Origin of the sequence: Corynebacterium poyangense (assembly GCF_014522205.1) — a bacterium.
GTDB classification, from domain to species: domain Bacteria; phylum Actinomycetota; class Actinomycetes; order Mycobacteriales; family Mycobacteriaceae; genus Corynebacterium; species Corynebacterium poyangense.
Window position 1 is genome coordinate 103,999 of sequence record NZ_CP046884.1, and the last position, 21,271, is coordinate 125,269.

Sequence of the window (21,271 nt, forward strand, 5' to 3'; positions counted from 1 at the left end):
GGCAGATCTACAGCGAACTACCTGGAACAAAGGGGCCGACGGTGGAGGTACAAGGAACCGGCACATTGCCGCCTAAAGCATTGCTGACATACGCCAGCGACCGCGGGTCATAAGGCATTCCTAGGTGAGCGGCAAGATCCCCTGGGCATCCTTCTTGAAGCACAATGTTGCGATAGTCACCGGAATTGTATTGGGAGTTACCCAACGGGGTGGCGGCCTCATCCATCAGGCTAGAGATGGCAACATAATGCACCCCTTTTGCCTCGATCCCGCCATCTTTCAAACGCATCATGAAGTCAGAGCCTTCAAGAAGATCATTCCCGATGGGGCCAAGGATTCCATCGACAGCTGTAGTAATGGGAACCCCTGCTTCTACCAGTTCTTTGTGGAGATTAGACAGACCAAAGAGTGACGTCCCGCGGAGGACTCCGGCAATAGAGACAACAGTTCCCACAGCCTCACTGCCGTGTTCTTTAGCGTAGGCAGTTGCCAAAGTACCGCCTTGGGACCATCCCACTAGGTCCACTTTCTGGGCGCCAGTATGTTGCCGAATCAGATCAATTTGTTGGCTGACTTCAGCCAAGTTGTGGTCAAGGGAATCCATGCCGCTAAAACCAGGCAGAAGGCCAATAGCTGAGCTACCTTGTCCATCGAGGTGGTTATAAGCACCGTAGTTCAGGGCATAGACGCAGCGACCTTGGGCTTTGAGTATGGGTGCAATAGCCGACCACGATTCATAGGCATTAGAGGCCATACCGTGGAGCAGGACAACGGGGTTTTGTCCGGGTGCCGGGGTACACTCCTCGTTTGCGCCTGAGGGGCTGGGATTTATGGTCCCGGTACCGGCCAGTTTTGCTGCGGTGAGGTTGTCTTTTGCGGGGAGTTGGACTCCCATTCCGGTCCAGGGGGTGACTTCGCCAGCGACGGCTTGACCAGCGGAACAACTGATTCCTAGCCCCAGGCTAAGAGCAGAAATTCCAGCTAGAATAAAGCGGCGAAGAGCACGGGAAGTCCGCCGCCCTAATGTGAGTGAGCTCATGATAAGCCCTTTCAGTGATGTACTACGAATTTTGGGGTTCGCCTGAATCTTAATGGCACGTAACCAAAGGAAGATGTGGGTGAACCCGCATTATCCAGGGACTTTGTTAAAGAAAAGGAGTCATTTAGCCCTTCATGGGGGTAAAGTGTGGCGAAATACTTGTAATTTCTATAGACCGACAGTCCCCTTTGACTACCAGGCACACCCCCAGGGTGACTGCATAGTCCCAGAAACTCTATTGGGGCTTTCTCGGAAATGAGGACTGCTAGTGATGAGGTCAGCACCTATCCGGGGTTGCATGCAACATGCTATTCTTTGACGTGATTTAGGACACTAGGTAAACCTCTTCCTGCTCAAAAATTACCCAAGGAGCAATAATGAGTCATCTCCGAGCAGAATCACCAAGTGAAGAGCGTCGTCGCTTACGCAGAGTGATGAGTGCGACGGTTATCGGAACAACAGTCGAGTGGTATGACTTTTACCTTTATGCCACGATGTCCTCGATTGTTTTCGCGAAGGTCTTTTTCCACTCTGGCAATACCGAATCAGACACACTCAAGGCTTTCGCCACCTTCTCAGTGGGGTTCATCGCTCGTCCCGTAGGCGGAATTCTCTTTGGTCATCTGGGAGATCTGATCGGTCGCAAACGCGTACTTGTCACCACCTTCATTTTGATGGGAATATCCACCGCAGCAATCGGATTATTACCCACAGCTGATACTGCGGGAATGCTTGCACCGGTGCTCCTAGTCCTATTAAGAATTCTTCAAGGAATGGGAGCTGGGGCTGAATATGCTTCTGCAGCCGTCAACGCCTACGAACATGCTCGCGAAGAGCGACGAGGTCGTCAAGGAGCCTGGCCAGCTCTAGGACTGAACCTCGGCCTGGTGCTGTCATCTGCGACGATCTTTCTCCTGACTCTCCATGGTGATGACTTTCTTCTCAATGGTGGATGGCGAATTCCATTTATCTTCTCTCTGGTACTTGTCGCCATAGGGATGTGGGTGCGCAGCACCCTGCCAGAGTCCCCGGAATATCAGCAAGATGTCGATGTCTCCGAACCCAAGCTGAGCCTACTAGAAGTCCTCCGAACACACTGGAGCGGACTCGGGGTGGTTTTCATTGTGGCTGTTGGATATAACGCTCTCAGCTATATCTTTAAGACCTTCTCAGTTGCCTACCTGACTGAGTATCAACACATCTCGGCCAACACTACATCCGGAGCCATCATGGTTGCTGGCTTAATTGCAATCATCACGGTGCCACTATGCGGAGAACTCTGCGACCGGTTTGGCTCCCGCACAGTCATCGGTCTAGGGGGAGGGCTATCTATTTTCTTTTCAGCAGTATTTTTATGGCTTCTGGGCATGGGTCAACCCTGGGCCGCTTACCTAGCTATCGGCGCTGGCACAGGAATCCTTGCACCTATGATGTTTGCAGCTCAAGGATCATTTTTATCCCACCAATTTCCCACCTCAGCCCGCTCAACAGGCGTAGGTACCGCCCGAGAAATCGGAACAGCGGTAGCTGGAGGATTAGCACCTCTAGGGGCACTAAGCTTAGTAGCTAAATCAGCAACGCATTCCACCTTTGGCGTGGGCATAGTACTGGCGATATCTGGTGTGGCCGTGGCACTAGGCGCGGCGTTGGATCGAGGTAAGAACTAGATTCAGCCTGGATTCCTCCTAAAAAAGCAGCAGGGTTAAAATTTTTTCCATGGCCGTTCCCAAGATCATCCTGTTTTATGTTTTCACACCTCTCGCTGACCCAGACGCTATTCGACTTTGGCAACGTAGCCTCTGCGAGCAGCACAACCTCAAAGGAAGAATCATTATCTCACCAGATGGGATAAATGCCACGGTGGGTGGGGAGCTGGATGATGTCAAACGCTATGTCCGGGCCTTGAAGAGCTACGCACCTTTTAAGAACGCTGATATTAAATGGTCAGAGGGGTTAGGCGATGACTTCCCGCGCCTAAGCGTCAAAGTCCGTCCAGAACTGGTGACTTTTGGCGCGCCCGGAGAATTGAAAGTAACACCCGACGGAGTGCTCGGCGGGGGCCAGCATCTCAAACCTCATGAGCTTCATGAATTGATGGATCAGCATGGTAAAGATGTGGTGTTCTTTGACGGGCGTAACGCTATGGAAGCCGAAATCGGACGTTTCCATAATGCCGTTGTCCCTCACACCGAGACCACGCGTGATTTCTTAGCTGAAATAGAATCTGGAAAATACGATGATCTCAAAGATAAGCCAGTGGTCACGTATTGCACCGGAGGAATTCGGTGTGAAGTGCTGACAGTTTTGATGAAAAACCGTGGTTTCCAGGATGTGTATCAATTAGACGGAGGTATTGTCCGTTACGCAGAAGCCTACGGGAACGAAGGGTATTGGGACGGTTCTCTCTATGTATTCGACAAGAGAATGCATGTGGAATTCGGGGACGATGTTAAACCTTTGGGTCGCTGCTGTGTCTGTGGACAGCCTACTGCTCGTTATGTAAACTGCCGTCAAGGTAGTTGCGATGAGCAAGTACTATTTTGTGAAGAATGTGAGCGAGCGGGTAAATCGCCACAGTGCGGGACATCGGATATCAGGGTGGATATGAGTTAAATCAGCTCAGAGAATCCCCACGGCGTAGCGCCTATTCCCGGCAGCGGAAGCACAACTAACCACTCCTAAAGTGGTGGCAGAAAAGCTCACCTATCAACTGATGAGAGATAGATTGATGTGGATAAGGTGGAAGACTTCTAGCACGGTGCCGTCCCGCACAACATGAGTTTTATCGCTCCCCTCGTTCTCGGGTTGTGCTCGCAATAAAGGTAAACAACACGGTACTTAGCGCTGACATAGTTAATGGATTACCCAAGGATTCCTGAAGAGTATGCCCGAGCCCCATCATGAGTGCTATCCAGAACAGAGCCACGCCAAACGCTAAGAGAGAATATCTGCGGAGGGTTTTTGCATTCGGGCGTGGTTTTTGAGGTTCTGGCATTGTAGCTACTCCAGGAAAATAAAAAGCTTTGTAATCTTTCTAGGGGTTGAGGTTAGCCTGCTCGTTGGATTGCGTCAATAACAAGATCCCAGAATCGCTCCGTGTCGAGAGTCTGTGCAGCTTGGGTATGGCAGTTTTCTGGGGTACAGCCAGGACGTAGATCAACCACCGTCATGCCAAGCGTCGAACTTCCTTGACATTCCACGCTAATGGGCGCCCGGACTGTGCCGACGATACTCGGATCAATTACCCGTGCTACAGCTACTGGATCATGAACCGGCGGATGATCAAAACCTTGGTTGTCTTTGTATGCCTTTCGGAAGAAACTCAGAAGCCCAAGGACAAACTCTGATAGAGGAGTTCCAATGTTCTGGATCCGGGCACTGATTTCTTCGGTGGCTAATGCCTGATGAGTGACATCAAGTCCCACCATGGTTACTTCCCATGGGGCATCGAATACTATCTGTGCAGCTTCGGGGTCTGTTTTGATATTGAATTCCGCCACTGCTGACCAGTTGCCTTCATGGATACCGCCTCCCATGAGCACGACTTCTTTTACCCGCTCGGCAATGGCTGGTTCTTTTCGGACCGCCATCGCAATATTTGTCAGCGGCCCGGTAGGAACCAGGGTGATACTACCTGGCTCAGAACCCATAATGGTGTCAATGATCAGATCGACGCCGTGTCGGAGGTCTAGCTCTACTTCTGGTTCGGGAAGGTCAACACCATCAAGTCCGGTCTCCCCATGCACGTCACCTGCTTCCTCGACTTCCCGAAGAAGTGGGCGAGTACAGCCTGCCGCAATGGGCACATCCTTAATCCCAGCTTTCGCCATAATACCGAGTGCGTTCTTGGTAACTTTTCCTAAAAACGCGTTGCCTCCGATAGTGGTTATCGCAACTAGGTCGATGGTGGGGTTGCCGTGAGCAAGAATCAAGGCAACCGCATCATCATGCCCGGGATCACAATCTAAAATGATTTTCTTTTTGTTACTCACCCTTGCGATCCTAGTGAAGACGGGATTACAGGACCATCCACCTAGTGGACCGGTGTAGAGCTAATGCCCTGGTTATTAAGGTAAATAACCTCACTTCCGGTCAGTGGGCTAACGGGAACGCAGCTTATGGGTTTGTTCCAGGTGGGATCTAAGGCTCTTTTGACGATGTCAATAGTGCGCGGAGACGCAGTAATGGCTAGATGGTCAGAATGATCTTGGGGGCAGCCATCCTGCAGAATCACGTTATGAATATTGGAGGTTTCTGGAACAATTCCGGAAGTATAAGGGAGAATGATCTCGTCATACCGGGACACAACATTGGTGAGCTGCACGTCGTCTGGCACTAATTTCGTACTAGTAAGCTCTTTAAGAAAATCGGATCCAGGCGCAACGTCATTAGCAGCGGGGAAGGCCGGAAGCGGCCCAATGAATTGATCCAATAAAGGCTTCACAATAGGTACCGAGGCGCTGCCTTTATAAACCGGTGAAATGGCTACCACATGGGCTACTTTCCCCGGTCGAGTATGCGCAGCCAAATATACTCCCTGTACCGTGCCCTGAGAATGTCCGACGACATCCACCTTTTCTGCACCAGTTTGAGCTAGAACCTTATCAACATAAGCCGCAATTTCTGGAGCAGATTCTGAACGAATGTCAGTAGCTCCGCCTAAGGCTGACTTTGGCCACGGCGCTTCTTTGTCATTGCCATAGGTGGGAGCCCAGACGCAGTATCCATCGTGCTGGAGATCTTCAATTAGAGATGCCATCCCGGTTTGCCGATTCAAAAATGTGCCGTGGAGCACAACAACAGGGTTTTTATGTTGAGGCGAGGGGACGCACGAAGGATCATCTGTACCGGGGATTTTGCCTCCGGGGTTTATTCCTTCTCGGATAATTCCATTGAAGAAATTGTGTCCTGAAACAGTGATCGGTGAAGGGGTTGTTTCTGCATGAGCTGGCGGAGAAACCGCGCAGATGCAGCAAATACTAGAGATGAACAGGAAGCTGAGAAGCTGAAGCGCCGTCATATTCGGAATGAGTTTCCGAACCGGAGCACGAAGTGATGTGACGTGGATCATATAGACATGATAGCGATTGTAATTAGCGCTCGCTAGCTTTTTATGAAACTATTTGATCCATTTTCAACTTTTCTTCCTATTCCGCAGCAGAAGAGGACGCCTCCAATAAGCGTGCTCCTCTGGGGTCATTGGGTAGGATTGGCACCCACGCCGGCTAGCTGGTTTCTAGAATCCTCCAGCTTGTGGGGGTTAATTCCCCTCGGGTCTTATACTTGGGAGAGCTGAAGTAGAATTTCCCATTCTTCCCCAAGACCACCATCCCTTTAAGGTTATACTTCTTTCCTTCCTTGAGGGAGCTCACTGTGGTGTTCTGGATATCATAATTACCATTAACATTGCTTCCCTTCGCCGTCACGAGGTTAAAGGAAACACCATTGGCAGGGATGTTATCTACCTCGCCCCATGATTTTGTAGTCTGGCAGTTTAAATTTCCCTTACTTGGTGAACCAAAACAGGTCACCGTACCTTTAGAGGTTTGGTGCCGAACGGCGTCGGTCTTGAGAGTGGGAAGACTAGTGCCGGCGGCAGCCTCCCCAGCGGCTCCGGCAAGAATCATAGGGACAAAAGCACTGATGGCAGCTATGCTGCGTAATTTTTTCTTGAACATGCTTTCACCCTAAAAAAGTGATTTTCATTGCGCTACGGGAGAACTCCCCTACCTTTCCATCGGGATTCCCCCATTGATGTCAGGATGAAAAATACTGGTGAATGCGGATTGCCGTAGAACCTAAGGCGAAGCTTTTAGAAGGGTTGTCATAATTATGGCTCTCACCTAGGGGGTAGGAACAGTCTTAGCCAAGCACACTGTTTATGCCTGTAGTTTTAGTTATTGAGAGCGCGCTGAGCGGCCCATCGAACCGGAACGATGGAACCGAGGGTCACGACAATGCCGAAAAGGAAAATAGCTGAGTATCCCACTGAGTGTGCTAGGAAAGATATGACGAAGGGAGCGAAAAAACCGATATAGGTTAAGGAGTAGTAGACGCCGGTGAGGGCACCTAATTCTTCAGGCCGGGCTATCGTTTGCACCTCTTGGAGGCCAGATACCATCATCACGCCATAGCTGCCGCCAAGGGTCATTGCAGCAAGAAGGGAAATCCAGACATTTCCGGTTTGGGACACGATAAACATGATGACCATGCCGGCGCAGGCCAGAAGAAGACCAAAGGTAGCCGGATGCATTTTCACCCTTCGCACAAAGGGCTGCACCAGGACGCCCATGAGCATCGTCAAAGCCGCGATGAACCCAGAAAAGGCAATAGTATGTTCCACGCTCACTAAGAGCGGGATGACGGCGAAAGACGTTGTAGCGCAACCAAAGACCCAGGGAGCCCACGCCGCAACTCCGCCAAGGAAATGCGGATGTCCAGCAGTTTTCGGTAACAACCGAGCCTGCTTGTGGGGACCAGAGAGATCACCTGAAGTAGCAGACTGGGGAGCGTTCCACACCACGGGGAGGAGGATAAGCACACCTATGAGGTGGGTCATCAACGGCCAGACATCGGGATAAGGGATCCACTGCGCTACTATGCCTCCCACTAGGGGGCCGATGGCAAAACCAGAGCTGGAGGCTACTGTGGCGCGTCGAGCTCCGATGGTATCCTGTTTGGACAATTCCTTAATCCACGATGCTCCTGAAGACATCACAAAACCCACTGCCACTCCGGTGAGTAACCGTCCTGTGGCAAGCCAGGTGGGGCCGAAGAAGTGAGCAATAGCGGTAATAGACGTACCCAAAAGGGACAAGATCATGGCGGGGCGAATTAATGCCCGACGCCCGTATCGGTCCGAAGCTGGTCCGCCAAGGATAAGAGCTGGAATGAGGCCAAAAATATAAATGGCAAGAAGAAAAGTGACTTGGGGTTCACTGAGCCCATCGACTAGCCGGTAGACCGGCAAGAGCGGAGCAAAAATATTTGCGCCAGCAGCAATGATGAATACTGCTAACGAAACACGCATCCAAGATTGCATATCGGTATGGTACGAGGGTCCGTGGCTTTTACCTACTTGTTGGGGGTGATGGGGGTAACTTTAGGGCAGAAAAGAGTAGGGATAACAAAGTGATTAGCCCCACCATGGGAATGAGGTTTCCCCAGGGAAAATACATCTCAGAGGTGGTGTCGGCTAAAGGTGGGAGAAGAAGTGGAATGAGGGCGAGTGCGATGAGTTTAGCGGCTCTAAGGAAAGAGAATTGCCCACTAGAGTTGGAGCTCTCAGGCTCGGGAAAGGTGAGGATCCCGCATAGTGGCAGAACTGCAACCAGGAGATAGTGGCTCCAAAGAATGCTGCTGCACGTGGTAGCAATAGAGAACAACCCCACGCTCAGAAGCGGCCAGCGGTAGTGTGGCTGGCGATACGCGGCCCACAGCACCAAGGCGAAGAGAACGGCGGCCAGTAAGCGGGGAAGCCATATCGCAAGGAGGGGCGGATGGTGGATCACAGGCACGATAGCTTGGGAGCCGGAGGCTAAGGGACTGCTCAATAGTGACGTGAGTGAACCATTCACCGGTGTAACTTGCACGCTATCGCCGATTAATCGCAGTGTTGTGACCCAGTCTTGGAGAGTGTGAAGACCAGGGGTGATAAGGGATGCGATAACCATCCCCATCCCAGATAATAGGGCGACTACACCCATGCGTCGGGAACTTTTGAACCCCAGGGCGAGGGCAATAAGTAGCACGGGGGTCAATTTGATGGCGGAGACTAGGCCGAGGACTATTCCGGCAATTATTGGCTTGTGCCGGACTGCGGCGAGGGCGTAGGCCACACCGGCAAAAATGAGGGGACTTGTTTGGCCTAGGTAGAGGGAGCTATGGAAGGGCTCGCTCACCCACATGATGATTGTTGCTAGTGCCAGAATGATCCAGGGGATGGGGTGCTGAGTCCAGAGATTCCATGCGGATGCCAGGAGCACGATGATTGCCCAGCCAGAGATAGCGGTGAGGAGAAAGACGGAGGTGGTGAATGACATCAGGTGGGTTAACCAGGACATCACTTCCGCTAAAAAAGGAATATGGACAAAGGGGTGGGGGAAGGCCGACGCCTCGGCGTGGCGCACTGTTTCTTCCCACACCGGACCGGTCCATCGGGCAAAATCTTGAGGGTCGATTCGGTACAGCTCAGAGGTGTTTCCCTGTTTGGTGATTAACCCCGCGATCCAGAGTGCTGACCAGTCATCTGGTTGTTGGTGACCACGCATGATGAGGGCGCTGACCAGCCCGAAGAGGACGCCATAGAGATGGATAGCTGCGTTGAGTGGCGGGGTAGGAGAGGAGGGGGCTGCTGGGATTGCGAAATCAGCAGTGGAATTGCGCCGGTGACCAACTGGGGGGAAGACATTCATCGAGGATAAGTCTAACCCCAGGGGCACAATGCAGAGAGGCGAGGATAGCGTTGCCGGATAGGTGTTGAGGGTGAGTGCCCGTCCTGGAAAACGGCAAGCAGGAGGGATCAGGTTATTAGGCCCACCCAGCCGGTACTAATCCCAATATCGAGACTATGGAATAGAGGAAAGCTAGGAGATAGACGAAAATCAGCACTCCTTGAATCACGGGATGTGCTTGCCAGGTGTTGACCCAGACTGGTTGGCGGTTCCCGTGACGTCGGGCTGCATGGAGCAGCGCAACTGGGAGGATGGACATCACTGCGCCGGCAAAGCCGCCGGCATAGCTAAGGGCAGCAACAAACCCACCCCAGCCCATGAGGGCGATGAATAATGGGGGTAGGACGGTGAGCGCCACCGCCCAGGGGCGACGCGGACCGTGCTCAGCCCAGTGGCAAACGTCCAGGATATTGCGCATGGCGGTATAGCCGATGGCGATGAAGGAAGTAAACATAGCGCACAAGGCGAAAATATTCGCCAAATAATAAGCGCTGCGGCCTAAGTTTTCGCCCCAGGAGAGGGTGACGACTTCAGAGACGTTTGTTCCCAATAAGCCAAGGGCAGCAAAGGGAACAAGGGCTAAGGTAAATCCGGTGGCAACCATACCGAGGACTAGGGAACGCGGAACGGCTGAGGGGGCGTCGGGGTCTACACCTCGCGCAATTTCAGGTACCACGTATTGGGCCAAGAAGGTGAACACCGCCAGATTCATTATGGGGACTATGAAATAGGGGTGGAAAACAATGAGGTTATCGAGGGAAATCCCCGGACCGATGAAAGTCCAGAAACATAAGATGAGGATTATTGCCGCCATTCCGGAGGTGATGAGCCCTTCAGCTACACCGGTTGCTTCTAGTCCTTTCCACATGATGAAGCTGCCGAGCGCGAAGAAGAATAGCGTTCCTGCTAGTGGAGGAATAAGGCCTGCGCTTAAGTTGGCGATGAGTTCACCGCTGCCGGTGGCGTAGGCGATAAGGGCGCCGATGCTGTTGACCATGATGGCGATGAAGATGATCCACCGTCCCCAATGGCCAAGATAGCGTTCCGCTAATCCGGAGAGCTGAAGGGGCTCTTTTGTTCTCAAGGACACTTCAGCGATATAGAGCATCGAGATCGTGGTGAGAATACCGGCGATGATGAGCGCTACCGTGAGAGCTAAAAATCCGCCGTTTCGGCCAGCATAGGGTAGGGAAAGAATCCCTGCTCCAATGTTGGTGCCGAAAATGAGGGCAACCCCTTGGGCGACGCTAAGGTGTGCGCGTCGTGGCCCACTATTGCCGTTATTCACCGTACTACCTGCCGATTTGGCGGTCTCGGAAGGTTTGCGACGATCCTGCACGTGTCCTACTTTCCTCGAGAATTACGCAGTTTGTCCAGCGATGGCGGTGTGGAAAGCTTCCACTAACACGGAGAGCCCATCGCGCAGGAGGGTCTCTGGCATAACCAACGGCGGCAAGAGTCGAATAACATTGCCGTCCATTCCGCAGGTCAAAATCAGCACTCCGGCCTCTTTACACGTAGCAGCAATAGCCGTAGTGGTGGCAGCGTCTGGGGCACCCGAGGCTTCCACGAACTCCAATGCGATCATTCCACCGCGTCCCCGGATCTCAGCAACCCGTCCAGAGTCCAGCAGAGGCGATAACTCTTCCCGAATGATGTCTTCCATCTCTCGAGCACGGCCATTGAGGTTAAGTTCCTGCATCCGCTCAAGGGTGGCGAGTGCGGCAGCGCAAGCAACCGGGTTGCCACCATAGGTTCCCCCCAATCCTCCGGGCTGGGCGGCATCCATAATTTCAGCTCTGCCGGTAACTGCGGACAGCGGCATTCCTCCAGCTACACCCTTCGCGATAGTCACCAAATCAGGAATAATGCCCTCGTGATCGCAGGCAAACCAGTCCCCTGTTCGTGCCAGCCCAGACTGGATTTCATCGGCAATAAACACCACGTCATTGGAATTGCACCACTCCACCAAGGCGGGGAGGAACCCTTCTGCTGGTTCAATAAAACCGCCTTCGCCTTGGATAGGTTCAATAACGACGCACGCGAGATTCTCTGCACCAATTTCTGTTTCAATCTTAGAAATAGCGCGGTCAGCGGCTTCTTTCCCGCTCAGGTCATCCCGAAGTGGGTAGGACATAGGCACTCGATGCACACCGCCAGATAGCGGGCCAAACCCTGATTTATAAGGCTTGTTCTTAGCAGTCATCGCAAGGGTGAGATTCGTGCGGCCGTGATAAGCGTTATCAAAAACCACCACTGCGTGCTTTTTGGTGTAGGCGCGCGCAATTTTCACCGCGTTTTCTACTGCTTCAGCCCCAGAGTTCAACAGCACACTCTTCTTGTCAAAACTCCCGGGGGTCAGCTCATTGAGTTTTTCGCACACTGCGACATAAGCCTCGTACGGGGAAACCATAAAGCAGGTATGGCTAAAGTGGGTAGCTGCTTCTTGGATAGCAGCAACCACTTTCGGATCCGAGGCGCCCACGGTTGTTACTGCAATTCCGGAGGCGAAATCCACAAAAGAATTTCCGTCGGCATCCACCAACACCCCGCCATCGGCGTCCACAATATATCCCGGCAATCCGGGGGTAAGGGCTCGCGCTACAGCTTTTTCACGCCGAGCGCTCAGCTCCTGGGAACGAGCGCCGGGAAGATCACCGCTAATACGGCGTTCCTGCGGAAGACGATAGTGAAGATCCTGCATTTTCCCTCCAAACAATCGAGATGTGACAGTGAATCATGTGGCCCTAGTATGTGACGCACGTAATGATGTGGAAAATATACAGTGTGGACAAATCTATCGCCCTTACTCGCCAAGCTGGACAATCAGACGCGTTGGAGCTGCGGTGGTTGTTGCGGCAAACCCGGTTGCAGCTGCGCCCCATCTGGGAACATTTCGCGAAGTTCCGCGCCGTTCACACTAGTGAGCTCCACATGCCGGGGGAGTTTCTGCCGGATGCGAGCATTGTCTTAACTCTGGGCATGGCTTTTGAAAAAAACCCGGAGGATTTTTGGGATTATGCGGCTCATCTAGCGGAAAACTCCGTAGTGGGCGTCGGATTTGGCACCGGAATGGTCTTCCCCGAGGTTCCCCCTCACCTCATTGATGCCTGCCACCACCACGGAATTGCGCTCTTTGAAGTGCCGCGTTCCACCGCGTTTCTCTCCATAACTTCCCTCGTATCTGAGGAATTTGCTCGCCGCGCCCGACGACAACGCGACCAGGCTGCGCGAACCCAAGCCGCATTAGACCAGGCGGCAGTAACGCATGGTCTCTCAGGATTAATGGCCCGCCTAGCAGAAGCGTTGGACGCAGATCTCGCGGTCGTGGATGATGATGCGCGCATCTATGCCCAGGTTGGAGAACGCGCGCTGAACCAAGCTCGACGCTATCTTTCTCGGGGACATGGCAGCAGCGGTCTTGGTCCGGGCAACCTCATCCAACAAATGATGTCCACCGGCAAGAGGTTTCATATACTTTCTATTTGTTCTGCGCGGGTGTTGTCTGAGTCTGATCGCCTCTTAGTAAAACACGCCGCAGGATTGGCGGATATTTTGTTGCGTAGAGCAGATGACCCGGAGTCTCTCGGCGCACAATTGCGCAGTCACGCTTTGGCTCTCCACCTGGGGAGGGATCAGCATAGTGAGGTTATTGCCCACATTCTTCAGGAGGTAGTGGACGCTGAAGGACGGGTACGGCCGATGGTGGTTCATGCTGATCAACCAGCCACGATGCGCCGGGCAAAAAGGTTTTTAGAGGCGGCTCTTCGAAGAGAAGAGCGGCTAAGTACCACCTTAACGCTGGATGATACTACTTTTATGGCGCTATTTCGGGGTGCTCGAACCCCCACAGAGATGGCGACGTTGATGTCTTCACTTCAGTCTCGGCTTCGGCTTTGTGTTGGATCTGCACTGCGCCTTAGCGAATTAACCGCACCCACTGTGGATGACCTAGCGCTACTTTGTCGCGCCCAACAATTAGGGCAGTGGTGTACCCAAGCTGATTCCGGGCAGGTGTGGTTAAGAACCCCGGCAGTGGCGGAGATCTTGGACCAACGGGCGCATGTCACCTGGGATCGACTCGTACAGGTGGACAAAGAACAAGGATCTCATTTCTGCGAGACTATCGCAGCGTGGGCCAGGGCCGGGACCAATCTGCGGTCAGCGGCAGAGGCACTGGGCGTGCATCGACATACCATGCGGAACCGGATGGCAAAAATAGCGGAAATCTGTGAAATTGATCTTCATGATCCCCTCGTGATTGCCGAGTTGCTCCTCGTGGTTGCATCTCGGCAAACACCAAGGAGCATACCCTCAGGGTAAATAGCGTTGTCCACGCCCATAGGTGTGCTGGTCTTAGTCCCCGCGGACTTCATTAATTATTGCGGAGAAGTCTAAGTCACCATGTCCATCGGCAACGTACTTCTCGTAAATCTCCGCGGCCATTCGTCCTAAGGTGACGTCGGTCTGAGTTTCTGAAGCAGAGGTCATAGCCAATTTCAAATCCTTGAGCATCAATGCCGCAGAGAATCCAGGTCGGAAATCATGATTTGCTGGAGAGCTAGGAACCACCTTCGGCACCGGCGCGTTGACCGATAGTGACCAGGAATTACCAGTAGCGTGCGACACCACGTCGAAGAAGGCTTGATGGTCAAGCCCTAATCGTTCACCAAGCACCAGCGCCTCCGCCAACACAATTTGCTGCACAGCCAGAATCATGTTGTTACAGGCCTTAACCGCTTGCCCATTGCCGGCTTGACCGCAGTGAGTAAGAGAACTACCCATAATCTCAAGCAGTGGTGTGGCTTCCTGATATGCCTCCGCCGGGCCGCCAACCATAAAGGCGAGGGTACCGGCTACGGAACCGCGCACCCCGCCCGATACCGGAGCATCAATAAACCGAGAGCCGACTTCCTCAAGTTTGTGGGCAATGTCTCGAGCCTCGCTCACCGCGATAGTTGAAGAGTCAATATACAGGCGAGGATCTGGTTGTGCGGCCAGAATTTCGTCTATAACACTTTTGACCAACGCCCCATTAGGCAGCATTGTTATGACAACTTGTGCTCCCTCGCTGGCTTCAACAACGGTATCGGTTATCTCAATTCCTTGGGCGGCAGCCTCGTGACGAGCTTGTTCGCTCACATCAAAGCCACGAACCCGGACCCCGGCGCGCGCCAGGTTCGCCGCCATCGGACCACCCATATTCCCCAGACCAATAAAGGCGACGGTCTGATTGTACTCGCTCATCTTTTAGCCTTCCTCGTCATCTGGTGGGGTGATTAATCCATGACTGGCATAGTGAATTGCGGACCGGCGGATTCATTCTCCGGCCAGCGTGCGGTGACGGTTTTGGTCTTGGTGTAGAAGCGGAAGGAATCTGGTCCATGTTGATTAAGGTCCCCGAACCCGGAAGCCTTCCATCCGCCGAAGGTGTAATAAGCAATAGGAACTGGGATGGGAACGTTAATACCGACCATGCCGACGTCGACGTTGGTGATGAAGTCACGAGCGGCACCACCGTCGCGAGTGAAGATAGCGACCCCATTGCCATAACGGTGTTCGCTGGGAAGTTTGATGGCTTCTTCTAGGGTTTCGGCCCGGACCATGGATAAGACAGGTCCAAAAATCTCTTCGGTATAAATACTCATGTCGGTAGTGACATGGTCGAAGAAGGAAGGACCGGTGTAGAAGCCTTGAGAAAGGGATTCTCCTTCGAAGGTGGCGTCGGACATATCTAAGGTGCGGCCATCTATCACCAGGTCAGCGCCATCGTTCACGCCTTCAGTGATGAGACGCTCCACGCGTTCTTTGGCGTCAGCGGTTACCAGAGCACCATAGTCAGATCTGGGATCTAAGCAGTGTCCCACGTGCAGTTGTGGGATCTTCCGAATTAAAGCTTCGCGGAGTTTCTCAGCGGTTTCTTTCCCCACCGGTACCACCACCGACAACGCCATACACCGCTCTCCCGCTGAGCCGAAAGCTGCCCCCACCAGGGTGTCTGCAGTGGCTTCAAGATCAGCATCGGGCAAGACAATGGCATGGTTTTTGGCTCCGCCAAAGCACTGGGATCGTTTTCCGCTTGCTGCACAGCGCTCATAAATGTACTGCGCAATAGGGGTGGAGCCGACAAACCCGATGGCCTGGATGGTCTCTGAGTCCAATAATGCATCCACGGCTTCTTTGTCGCCGTGCACTACGTTGAGGATCCCTTCCGGTCCGCCGGCTTCTATAAATAGCTCGGCCAGCCGAACTGGAACGGAGGGGTCTCGCTCAGAAGGTTTCAATATAAAGGCATTACCGGCGGCAATCGCGGGTCCTGCTTTCCATAGGGGAATCATGGCGGGGAAATTAAACGGCGTTATGCCGGCCACGACACCTAAGGGCTGGCGTAGTGAGTAGGTATCAATTCCAGGGCCTACCCCAGAGGAATACTCGCCTTTGAGCTGGTGTGGTGCGCCTAGCGCAAATTCCAGCACATCCACTCCGCGTTGGATATCACCCTTGGCGTCTTCGAATATTTTGCCGTGTTCCAAGGAGAGGGTTCGCGCCAGTTCATCCATGTGTTGATGAATGAGTTGGATCCACGCCATGAGGACCCGAATTCGCTTTTGTGGATTCTGTTGTGCCCATTTCTTTTGCGCCTTGGCTGCGTTGGCGATGGCGTGGTCCACATCTACCTTGTTGGCGAGGGCTACCTCTGCTTGGGGTGTGCCCAGAGAGGGATTGAGAACAGGTTGGGTATTCCCCGAGGTGCCGGGGTAATCTGTGCCATCCACGAAGTGTTGAATGGTGCGCATATAATCCTCCAAAAATACCGACGTCCGACATGTCCAGGGCATGTTGTCGTCGATTGTTGGTTGTGCGTCGCTCACCCTAGCGAGTCACACTGCCCACCTTAGCTAAAATAGTGATGCGAAACACTATTTATTGGGAATTTCCTGCTTGTTCTCCCCCGGACTGGGGGTATTCTCCGGTAGGCTGTCCCACAACCCTTTTCTAATAACTTTGAGTAGTCACTATGAATGTAGAAAAATCGCAGCCTGTTGGGGCTGGTAGCGCCCTGGAAAAATCCTCTGCATCGGCTAGGTGGGAAGCTGATGTGATCTTAAATGATGGGGGGATTGCTACGTTGCGCTCGGTTGCCCCCGGTGATGGTGAGGCCTTGCGGCGGTTTTATTCCCGCGTATCGGACCGATCTAAGTATCTGCGCTTCTTTTCTACTCATCCTGAGTTAAGTGATGAAGACCTTGAACGGTGGATGAGCACTGATAGCTATGACAAGGTCACTTTAGTTATGGTTGAGCGCGACAGTATTATTGCCGTGGCGGGGTATGAAATTGTGCCGGAGTTTCTTCCGGCAAGGGTGGGCGACGTCTCGTTCCTCGTCCAGGACTCCCACCATAGCCGTGGGGTGGGGAATATCTTATTGGAACACCTCGCCGAAATTGGGCGTGAAGGTGGGGTAGAGCGATTCTTCGCTGAAATGCTGACCCAAAACCGACAAATGGCGCAGGTGTTTATCCGTGCGGGGTATTCGGCGACGCCAGAATTAGCTGATGGGTTTGTTACCGTGGATTTCACCATTGAACCCAATGTCAAGTCCCGAGAAGTTATGGAGCGACGGGAAATGCGAGCCGAAGCCAATTCTATTCGGCGGCTGCTCAACCCAGCGTCGGTAGCGGTGATTGGGGAAATTGATGGCGTTCGAGCGTTAATCCCGTCTTTAGTTACTGGACGCTACCAAGGCCAATTGCATATCGTGACCACTCCCACCAAGGAAACCTCCGTGGCAGAGGGTCTTGATCGACTCTCGAGTTCAGTGGATTTGGTGTTGGTGGAGCACAACCCAGAGCAACTGGATCAGATTATGGCGGCTGCGGCGCGGAAGAACGCTACTGGTTTGGTGATTTTTGCGAATAGCCAAAACCCTGGGCTAAGTCATGACCAAGCTAGGGACGTCGTACTTAAAGCCCGTGACTACGGTCTGCGAGCCTTAGGGCCAGCCGCCCTGGGGTTGATTAATACTGACCCGCAGATGAGTTTGAACGCTACCCCCGCCCCGATGCCACGGCGAGGCAAGGTGGGGTTATTTACTCAATCAGCGGGGGTGGCAACCTTGGCTCTTTCTCACGCCATTGAGCGCGGCTGTGGCTTAAGTTCCTTTGTGGGAGCTGGGCTTTTTGCCGATGTCACCGGCAACGATGTCATCCAGTATTGGGGTGATGATGAGAACACCGATATCTGCTTGCTCTCCTTAGACTCTATTGGCAATCCACGGAAATTCTTCCGGGTTTTACATCGTCTGGCTTTAGAAAAGCACGTGGTTGTCTTTATTCCATCTCGGGCGCTGCAATCTGCTCGTCACTATGGGGAAGCTGAGGGAATGTCCTTGGAGGCTATTGGTCCTCACGCTCTTGATGAGGTGATTCGTCAGACGGGTTCGATGGTAGTCACGCGCCGAGACACGATGTATGACATAGCGCAGCTTCTTGCGCGTCAACCCTTGCCCCGCGGAAATAACGTAGCTGTGGTTTCTAACTCCGCTGGTTTAACTCAACAAATGGCACAATCAGCGCGGCGTTTTGGGTTGGAACCTCATCCTTTTACCGTGCTAGAAGAGCCGGTTTCGGGGATCGCAGCTCGGATCGAAGAGTGTCTGAACGATGACGGCATTGACGCAGTCTTAGCCACCGTGGTTGAGGTGGGGATAGAACCTGATGCACCGGTACTCACGGCTGCTGCGGAGCGCCTGGCGGAATTGGCGGCTCGAACCACCGATACCCCAGTGATCGCCTCCTTAGTAGGTTTTGGGAAACCAGATATTGTCATGCCGGCTGAAGAATCTCAGGGGCAACTACCACTATTTCCCACCTATGCTGATGCCCTAGAAACGCTGGGACTAATTGTTGATAATGAGCGACGACGCGCCCAGGCTCGACCCCAGCCAGAAGATGAGATTGGCGAAGGTGCTAAAGAGGATGCCTTAGAGGTGGTGGAGCGTGTACTGGAAGACTGTCCCGAGGGGAGATGGGCTACTGATACTGAATGCTCCGAGATTCTGGCTGCTTATGGGATTGACATAGTTCCCTGGGTAGCTGTGAATAACCTAGAGGAGGCAGTGGCAGCCGGAGAGAAACACGGCTGGGATGTGGTACTCAAATGCGTCAGTTCCCTGGCTCGCGGACGATCCGAATGGCCCACGGTGATCCGCCACATCCGTGATGCGGAAGCCATGGCCGAGGCTTGGCAGACTCTTCAGCTCATGGCGCAGGAACTACAGCTCATATCTCCTGATAGCGATGATTTATCAGCATTGGAACCCGTGGTTCAAACCACGGTTGCCACCGGTGCGGCGCTCACCGTTCGAGCGGTAGAAGACCCGGTGATTGGGCCGGTAGTCTCCTTGGGTATTTCGGGAATAACCAATGACCTACTTGAAGATAAAGCCTGGCGAGTCCCACCTCTACGACGCAGTGACGCCAAAGATATGGTGCTGCAATTATCAGCTGCCCCGTTGCTTACTGGTTACCGCGGATCCAAACCTTCCCGTTTGGACAGCGTAGAACGAGTGATTATGCAGCTTGCCAGATTAAAAGATGATATTGCCGGCATTGTCGAAGTAGAGCTCACCCCAGTTATTGCCGGAGTGGTGAATACTGACATTGTGGGAGCGCGAATGCGAATAGCGCCGCTGAGTGAACATCGAGATCCATTGGTTCGAAAGATTTCTTGATTTAGGGAAATGACCATGAAACCGCTATTAATAAATACCGAAGAAATTCACCATTATCATTTGGGTGACCAGCACCCCATGGGGCCAGACCGGGTTACCTTAGCGCTGGAGTTGAGTGAGTATCTGGGGTTGTCTGACGCCTTTCGTACTCTTCATCCAGACCCTGCTGATGACCCCACGTTGGAGCTTGTACACAGTGCCGAATACTTAGCTGCTACGCGCTCTACTACTCCTCAACCAGAATTTGGAATAGGCACTGATGACAACCCTTTAAACCCAGGGCTATCTGAGGTAGCTGCTCGGATTTGTGGCGGTGCGTTGGCTGCAACTCAGGAAGTTTGGCAAGGACGCGCACCCCGGGCGGTCAATTTAGCAGGCGGATTGCATCATGCTTTTCCCAGCTATATGAGCGGATTCTGCATGTACAATGACGCTGCTATCGCTATTGAGTGGCTCTTGCAGTTCGGTGGAGCTCAGCGCGTTGCCTATATTGATCTCGATGCGCACCACGGCGATGCTGTGGAGAAAGTGTTTTGGGATGACCCCCGAGTGCTCACTATTTCAGTACATGAGTCCGGACTTTACCTATTCCCTGGCACAGGTTTTGCTCATGAGATAGGCGGTCCGGACGCCGTGGGTACAGTTGTGAACTTGGCTTTACCCAAGGAGTGTGATGATGAGGAATGGTTGCAGGGAATTCATGCTCTCATTCCGCCACTATTAAAGAAATTTGCCCCTGAATTAATCATCACCCAGCATGGGGCAGATCCTCATCGGCATGATCCATTGGCGGATCTTAATATCAGCATGGAGGCTATTGCTCGGGCGTATCACTCTATGGCCACGTGGGCGGAGGAATATGCCGACGGCAAATGGGTGGCCCTAGGTGGGGGCGGTTACCGTCGAGATTCTGTGGCGCGGGCTTGGGCTAATGTCCTAGCGGCTGTGTCTCACCAGGAGATTGATCCCCACACCCCGATGCCAGAGAATTGGGCTCATCGGGTAGGCAGCGGAGGATTTGGCGGGAGCGCTCTGCCGTCTGGCTCTTCTCATTCTTCTGAGTCAATTCCGCCGGCAGCAGCGTTTATGGGTGATCTCACAAAGAACACCGCAGCGGATCGTTTTGACCCCACCCAAATCCACCCCACCCAGCCGCGCTCAGCGCTCATTGCCACGAGCCGCTCCGTTTTCCCGTATTGGGGTTTGCAACCCTATGGCTAAGGGGCAAGCTCGGGCTTCCAGCATCTAACGAGGAGGCATTCTCAACGCCCCATCAAGGCGGATAGTCTGGCCGTTGATGTAATCATTATCAATGATCGATAGCACCAATTTTGCAAATTCTTCGGGTTTCGCCAAGCGGGCTGGGAACGGAACATTAGCTTCCAGGGCTTTACGGAATTCCTCGGTGATTTGCTTCATCATGGGGGTCGCCACCACGCCAGGGGCAATGGCGTTGACTCTAATCCCCATCGAAGCAAGATCCCGTGCGGCCGTTATCGAGAGAGCGTGGACTGCTCCTTTGGACGCTGAGTAGGCGGCTTGCCCCACCTGACCTTCAAAAGCTGCCACTGAGGATGTGTTGATAATGACACCACGTTGCCCATCCTCACCCCAGGGATCAGACTCAGCGATAATTTCTGCTGCGGAGCTGAGAACATGGAAGGTGCCAAGAAGGTTGATGTTGATGGTGCGGCTAAACAGCTGGGGGTCGTGAGGTCCACGACGGCTCAGAATACGCTGAGAGGGGGCAATTCCGGCACAGTTGACGGCCACCCGCAGCGGGGCGAGAGAGGCTGCTTGCCGTACGGCTTTGCGGACCGCATCAACGTCGGTGACATCTACGCCTTGATATTCAACCCCTGGGATGGCTTGATCGTCGAGGGCGTCGAGTGCCTGAGGGAGGTCAATCCCCAGAACTTTGACTCCTTTTTCTTGCAGAGCATGGGCGGTTTCGGCCCCCAATCCTGAGGCTGCGCCGGTAACAATGGCGGAATAACTATCATTTAGCTGCATGAGTTTCCTCTCTTCATAGCTGGTAGATGGAGC

The 21,271-nt window shown here is 53.2% G+C and carries 17 protein-coding genes; 5 read left to right on the plus strand and 12 right to left on the minus strand.

Annotated elements, in window-relative coordinates:
• Nucleotides 1–7 precede the first annotated feature (7 nt).
• Entirely contained in the window at nt 8–1,039 is a 1,032-nt protein-coding gene (locus tag GP475_RS00505) for an esterase/lipase family protein (protein WP_187974733.1), read from the minus strand.
• Between the two features lie 377 nt (nt 1,040–1,416).
• On the opposite strand from GP475_RS00505, the gene GP475_RS00510 reads away from it, so the two are divergent.
• On the plus strand, nt 1,417–2,706 hold the full coding sequence (locus GP475_RS00510) for an MFS transporter (protein ID WP_187974734.1): 1,290 nt from the start codon (nt 1,417–1,419) through the stop codon (nt 2,704–2,706).
• Nucleotides 2,707–2,755: 49 nt separating this feature from the next.
• On the plus strand, nt 2,756–3,652 hold the full coding sequence (gene trhO / locus GP475_RS00515; RefSeq protein ID WP_187974735.1) for an oxygen-dependent tRNA uridine(34) hydroxylase TrhO: 897 nt from the start codon (nt 2,756–2,758) through the stop codon (nt 3,650–3,652).
• 169 nt (nt 3,653–3,821) lie between these two features.
• Here trhO and GP475_RS00520 read toward each other — a convergent pair whose 3' ends face one another.
• The 8 genes from GP475_RS00520 to gabT form a co-directional block, all read right to left on the minus strand.
• A complete protein-coding gene (locus GP475_RS00520; protein ID WP_187974736.1) occupies nt 3,822–4,034 on the minus strand; it encodes a hypothetical protein in 213 nt (70 codons plus the stop codon).
• A gap of 52 nt (nt 4,035–4,086) precedes the next feature.
• The gene (gene uriH, locus GP475_RS00525) at nt 4,087–5,031 is read right to left on the minus strand and encodes a uridine-preferring nucleoside hydrolase UriH (protein WP_187974737.1); all 945 of its coding nucleotides are present in this window, start codon (nt 5,029–5,031) and stop codon (nt 4,087–4,089) included.
• A gap of 41 nt (nt 5,032–5,072) precedes the next feature.
• The gene (locus GP475_RS00530) at nt 5,073–6,110 is read right to left on the minus strand and encodes an esterase/lipase family protein (protein ID WP_187974738.1); all 1,038 of its coding nucleotides are present in this window, start codon (nt 6,108–6,110) and stop codon (nt 5,073–5,075) included.
• Between the two features lie 154 nt (nt 6,111–6,264).
• Nucleotides 6,265–6,717, minus strand: a complete 453-nt coding sequence (locus GP475_RS00535; RefSeq protein ID WP_187974739.1) for a hypothetical protein — start codon at nt 6,715–6,717, stop codon at nt 6,265–6,267.
• Between the two features lie 215 nt (nt 6,718–6,932).
• Nucleotides 6,933–8,069: an MFS transporter gene (locus GP475_RS00540; RefSeq protein WP_262485207.1), complete on the minus strand. Its 1,137-nt coding sequence runs from the start codon at nt 8,067–8,069 to the stop codon at nt 6,933–6,935.
• 40 nt (nt 8,070–8,109) lie between these two features.
• Nucleotides 8,110–9,453, minus strand: a complete 1,344-nt coding sequence (locus tag GP475_RS00545; RefSeq protein WP_187974741.1) for a glycosyltransferase family 87 protein — start codon at nt 9,451–9,453, stop codon at nt 8,110–8,112.
• Nucleotides 9,454–9,568: 115 nt separating this feature from the next.
• Nucleotides 9,569–10,780 carry an aromatic amino acid transport family protein gene (locus GP475_RS00550; RefSeq protein ID WP_187975726.1) on the minus strand — a complete coding sequence of 404 codons (1,212 nt, stop codon included), beginning with the start codon at nt 10,778–10,780 and terminating at the stop codon, nt 9,569–9,571.
• A 72-nt stretch (nt 10,781–10,852) separates the two neighbouring features.
• Nucleotides 10,853–12,196: a 4-aminobutyrate--2-oxoglutarate transaminase gene (gene gabT / locus GP475_RS00555; RefSeq protein ID WP_187974742.1), complete on the minus strand. Its 1,344-nt coding sequence runs from the start codon at nt 12,194–12,196 to the stop codon at nt 10,853–10,855.
• Between the two features lie 83 nt (nt 12,197–12,279).
• Here gabT and GP475_RS00560 point away from each other — a divergent pair, with 83 nt between their 5' ends.
• A complete protein-coding gene (locus tag GP475_RS00560; protein ID WP_187974743.1) occupies nt 12,280–13,815 on the plus strand; it encodes a PucR family transcriptional regulator in 1,536 nt (511 codons plus the stop codon).
• A gap of 33 nt (nt 13,816–13,848) precedes the next feature.
• Here GP475_RS00560 and mmsB read toward each other — a convergent pair whose 3' ends face one another.
• The gene (gene mmsB / locus GP475_RS00565; RefSeq protein ID WP_187974744.1) at nt 13,849–14,739 is read right to left on the minus strand and encodes a 3-hydroxyisobutyrate dehydrogenase; all 891 of its coding nucleotides are present in this window, start codon (nt 14,737–14,739) and stop codon (nt 13,849–13,851) included.
• Between the two features lie 32 nt (nt 14,740–14,771).
• Nucleotides 14,772–16,289 (minus strand): CoA-acylating methylmalonate-semialdehyde dehydrogenase, encoded by a 1,518-nt coding sequence (locus GP475_RS00570; protein WP_187975727.1) that lies wholly within the window; start codon nt 16,287–16,289, stop codon nt 14,772–14,774.
• A gap of 221 nt (nt 16,290–16,510) precedes the next feature.
• Between GP475_RS00570 and GP475_RS00575 the strand changes: the two genes are divergently transcribed.
• Entirely contained in the window at nt 16,511–19,225 is a 2,715-nt protein-coding gene (locus GP475_RS00575) for a GNAT family N-acetyltransferase (RefSeq protein WP_187974745.1), read from the plus strand.
• Between the two features lie 15 nt (nt 19,226–19,240).
• A complete protein-coding gene (locus tag GP475_RS00580; RefSeq protein ID WP_187974746.1) occupies nt 19,241–20,446 on the plus strand; it encodes an acetoin utilization protein AcuC in 1,206 nt (401 codons plus the stop codon).
• 24 nt (nt 20,447–20,470) lie between these two features.
• Here GP475_RS00580 and GP475_RS00585 read toward each other — a convergent pair whose 3' ends face one another.
• A complete protein-coding gene (locus GP475_RS00585) occupies nt 20,471–21,238 on the minus strand; it encodes an SDR family NAD(P)-dependent oxidoreductase (protein ID WP_187974747.1) in 768 nt (255 codons plus the stop codon).
• Nucleotides 21,239–21,271 lie beyond the last annotated feature (33 nt).

Coding starts and splice junctions, on each gene's coding strand:
- GP475_RS00570 (WP_187975727.1), bottom strand. CDS start 16,289: ATGCGCACCATTCAACACTTCGTGGATGGCACAGATTACCCCGGCACC.
- gabT (WP_187974742.1), bottom strand. CDS start 12,196: ATGCAGGATCTTCACTATCGTCTTCCGCAGGAACGCCGTATTAGCGGT.
- GP475_RS00520 (WP_187974736.1), bottom strand. CDS start 4,034: ATGCCAGAACCTCAAAAACCACGCCCGAATGCAAAAACCCTCCGCAGA.
- GP475_RS00580 (WP_187974746.1), top strand. CDS start 19,241: ATGAAACCGCTATTAATAAATACCGAAGAAATTCACCATTATCATTTG.
- GP475_RS00510 (WP_187974734.1), top strand. CDS start 1,417: ATGAGTCATCTCCGAGCAGAATCACCAAGTGAAGAGCGTCGTCGCTTA.
- GP475_RS00535 (WP_187974739.1), bottom strand. CDS start 6,717: ATGTTCAAGAAAAAATTACGCAGCATAGCTGCCATCAGTGCTTTTGTC.
- trhO (WP_187974735.1), top strand. CDS start 2,756: ATGGCCGTTCCCAAGATCATCCTGTTTTATGTTTTCACACCTCTCGCT.
- GP475_RS00585 (WP_187974747.1), bottom strand. CDS start 21,238: ATGCAGCTAAATGATAGTTATTCCGCCATTGTTACCGGCGCAGCCTCA.
- GP475_RS00530 (WP_187974738.1), bottom strand. CDS start 6,110: ATGATCCACGTCACATCACTTCGTGCTCCGGTTCGGAAACTCATTCCG.
- GP475_RS00540 (WP_262485207.1), bottom strand. CDS start 8,069: ATGCGTGTTTCGTTAGCAGTATTCATCATTGCTGCTGGCGCAAATATT.
- mmsB (WP_187974744.1), bottom strand. CDS start 14,739: ATGAGCGAGTACAATCAGACCGTCGCCTTTATTGGTCTGGGGAATATG.
- GP475_RS00575 (WP_187974745.1), top strand. CDS start 16,511: ATGAATGTAGAAAAATCGCAGCCTGTTGGGGCTGGTAGCGCCCTGGAA.
- GP475_RS00505 (WP_187974733.1), bottom strand. CDS start 1,039: ATGAGCTCACTCACATTAGGGCGGCGGACTTCCCGTGCTCTTCGCCGC.
- GP475_RS00545 (WP_187974741.1), bottom strand. CDS start 9,453: ATGAATGTCTTCCCCCCAGTTGGTCACCGGCGCAATTCCACTGCTGAT.